This window comes from Bartonella sp. CE47NXGY (assembly GCF_042195415.1).
GTDB lineage: Bacteria > Pseudomonadota > Alphaproteobacteria > Rhizobiales > Rhizobiaceae > Bartonella.
In genome coordinates, this window is sequence record NZ_JBHIOI010000091.1 from 1 (window position 1) to 2,505 (window position 2,505).

A 2,505-nucleotide genomic window follows, 5' to 3' on the forward strand; every position below is an offset into this window, starting at 1 on the left:
TAGAATTGGATTGCTTGGAAAACAAGCTTATGATCAGACGCTCTCTTTCTCAAAACAGTTTTGTGCTGATCTCAAACAAGCAAAAAGGAAAGCAGAAAGAGCAATTTGGCAACAAAGCCAACCAATCAAAAATACTTTAGCAGAAACCTATTTACGTATGCGGGATATTACATGTGATTTGCCTACAGATTTACGCTTTTACGACAAATGTCTACACCCCTCTGGGGGTACATTGCCCGCGTTGATTGCTCTTGTTAAGGGGGCTGGTTCCTTTGCCATTCATAGAACCTTTTTAAAAGACAATGGCTGCAAAACAGATCAAAAACCAGCAAAAGCCATGTTGGGATCTGTAACGGGTGGTGGGGTGCATTTAAGCCAAGCCAATCCAAAACATCTGGTCATTTGTGAAGGCATTGAAACCGGTCTGGCTCTTTTGTCTGGGTTGTTATCAGAGCCCGTTGATTTATGGGCGTCCCTTTCAACCCTATGAAAATGCAAAATAGATATAAAATATCTATTCTAATAGTACCTATTGAAGAAACAGTAAAAATACATTACATTAGAACTACTTTGTAACACATTAAGTGGTCGTAAAATGGCTGAGACAACATTTACCTTTCGCGTCGATGATGTATTAAAAAATGAATTTTCCAAAGCAGCAAAGGCGTGTGATAGATCTGGTGCACAATTATTGCGCGATTATATGCGCGATATCGTAAAAGAACAAAAAGAAAAAAGTGCATACGATTTATGGTTTCGGGAACAAGTTCAATTAGGGATAAATTCTGCTAATGCAAGTGATATAATGTCTTCTGAAGAAATCGAAGCAGAAGCAAAAGAATGGCGCTTAAAGACACAAAGTAAACTAGATAGATCAACTTTATGAAGCTAATTTGGACACAAGTAGCACACGTTGACCGCAAAAAGATACGTGAATACATATCACAAGATAATCCTTCCGCTGCCTTAAAGTTTGATCAACTTTTATCTGAAAAAGTAGAAAAACTTGTTAAATTTCCTACCCTTGGTCGTTTAGGACGAATTGTAAATACACGTGAACTTATTGTACATCCAAATTATATCATGATTTATGATATTTCAAATGGCGTTGTGCGTATTTTACGTGTGCTCCATACAAAGAAAAAATTTCCTTAATCAACTGTATTTTTATTTATTTTGTAATTGAAGAAAATTATTTTCTACAATACTGCGCTCCGTATCAGTAAATAATGATAAATTATTATTTTTCTAATATTGCGAATATGATTGCATAATGCACTTTGCACACCGCTTAGTTTCTACTCGTAAAAATGAAGATGACACTATTGTCAATGATGTGTCTGTTGAAAAGCTTGGGGAACTTTTAAAAGAAAACCCCCGTGGTCTCTTAATGGTGCGTGATGAATTGGCTGGCTTTTTAGCCAATCTAGAAAGAAAGGAATATCAATCAGACCGCGCCTTTTATTTAACAGCTTTTAATGGCGATGATCAATTTACTTATGACCGTATAGAGCGTGGAACCATTTTTATCCCTTATGTCACTTTATCCATGATTGGAGGCATTCAACCTTCACGCATTATTCCGCTCATTCAAGCCATACACCGTGGAATAAACGATGACGGTTTATTGCAACGCTTTCAAATGATTGTCTGGCCCGATGACAATAAAGAGTGGCAATTGGTTGATAAACCGCCCAATCAAGAGGTCTGGCAAAAGTATGAAGGGGTATTTCGCTCTTTTCGTGATAAACGCTTAGGGTCTCCCGAACAACCACTGATTATGCGTTTTTCTCCTAAAGCACAAGTGAAGTTTTATGAATGGTTCGAGCATCTTCATAAAGAGGCAAAAGGAGGTACTCACTCAGAAAGCTTACAATCGCATCTTTTAAAAATGCCAAAGACCATAGCAAGCCTTGCGTTAATTTTTGAACTTCTTGATAGTGGTGGTTTAGAAATTGGTCTCTATGCCATTACAACAGCCTTGCGTTGGGAAAAATATCTGTTAAGTCATGTCAAAAGACTTTATGCGGCGGGGGATACATTAACAGCAGAGCGTGCAAAATTAATTGTTGAACGCTGTGATTGTTTACCCGATGTTTTTATAGCAAGGGATGTTTATAAACGTGATTGGAAATATTTAACAGACAATCAAACCGTTAAGCAAGCTTTAGAGCTTTTATGTCGTTGTAACTATATTCGTGAAATCTCTGGAGAGAATAACTCCCAAGGCGGTCGACCTACCATACGTTATGAATGGCACCCTTTAGTGAAAAGTCATAAGACATCACACTGAGGCAATTTGGAAATCTTATAAAACATTAAACAATATAACAGTGAACCTTTAAAGCACTTCCCATCATTAGTTTTTGGGGGGGTATGGGGGTTTTGGGGGGTCTTTTTACCCCCCCTTATATATATTTTTTAGTCAAAAATAAAAGTTATTATATTTCAATAAGTTAATCTTTCAAATAAACAACCTATATTAAACATAACACATAAATACAA

The 2,505-nt window shown here is 36.8% G+C and carries 2 protein-coding genes and 2 pseudogenes; all 4 read left to right on the top strand.

Features of this window, described 5'->3' with window-relative positions; genetic code table 11:
- Window positions 1-490, top strand: a pseudogene (locus tag ACFIL3_RS09630) (virulence-associated protein E); the annotation flags it as partial.
- 105 nt (window positions 491-595) lie between these two features.
- Window positions 596-886: a CopG family ribbon-helix-helix protein gene (locus ACFIL3_RS09635; protein WP_375610963.1), complete on the top strand. Its 291-nt coding sequence runs from the start codon at window positions 596-598 to the stop codon at window positions 884-886.
- Window positions 883-1,155, top strand: a complete 273-nt coding sequence (locus ACFIL3_RS09640) for a type II toxin-antitoxin system RelE/ParE family toxin (RefSeq protein ID WP_375610964.1) — start codon at window positions 883-885, stop codon at window positions 1,153-1,155. The genes ACFIL3_RS09635 and ACFIL3_RS09640 overlap by 4 nt, the downstream gene beginning before the upstream one ends.
- A 139-nt stretch (window positions 1,156-1,294) precedes the next feature.
- Window positions 1,295-2,293 (top strand): annotated as a pseudogene (locus tag ACFIL3_RS09645) (DUF3987 domain-containing protein); the annotation flags it as partial.
- Between the last annotated feature and the right edge of the window lie 212 nt (window positions 2,294-2,505).

Excerpts from the sequence above, each read along its gene's own strand:
- ACFIL3_RS09635 (WP_375610963.1), top strand. The coding sequence starts at position 596 with ATGGCTGAGACAACATTTACCTTTCGCGTCGATGATGTATTAAAAAAT.
- ACFIL3_RS09640 (WP_375610964.1), top strand. The coding sequence starts at position 883 with ATGAAGCTAATTTGGACACAAGTAGCACACGTTGACCGCAAAAAGATA.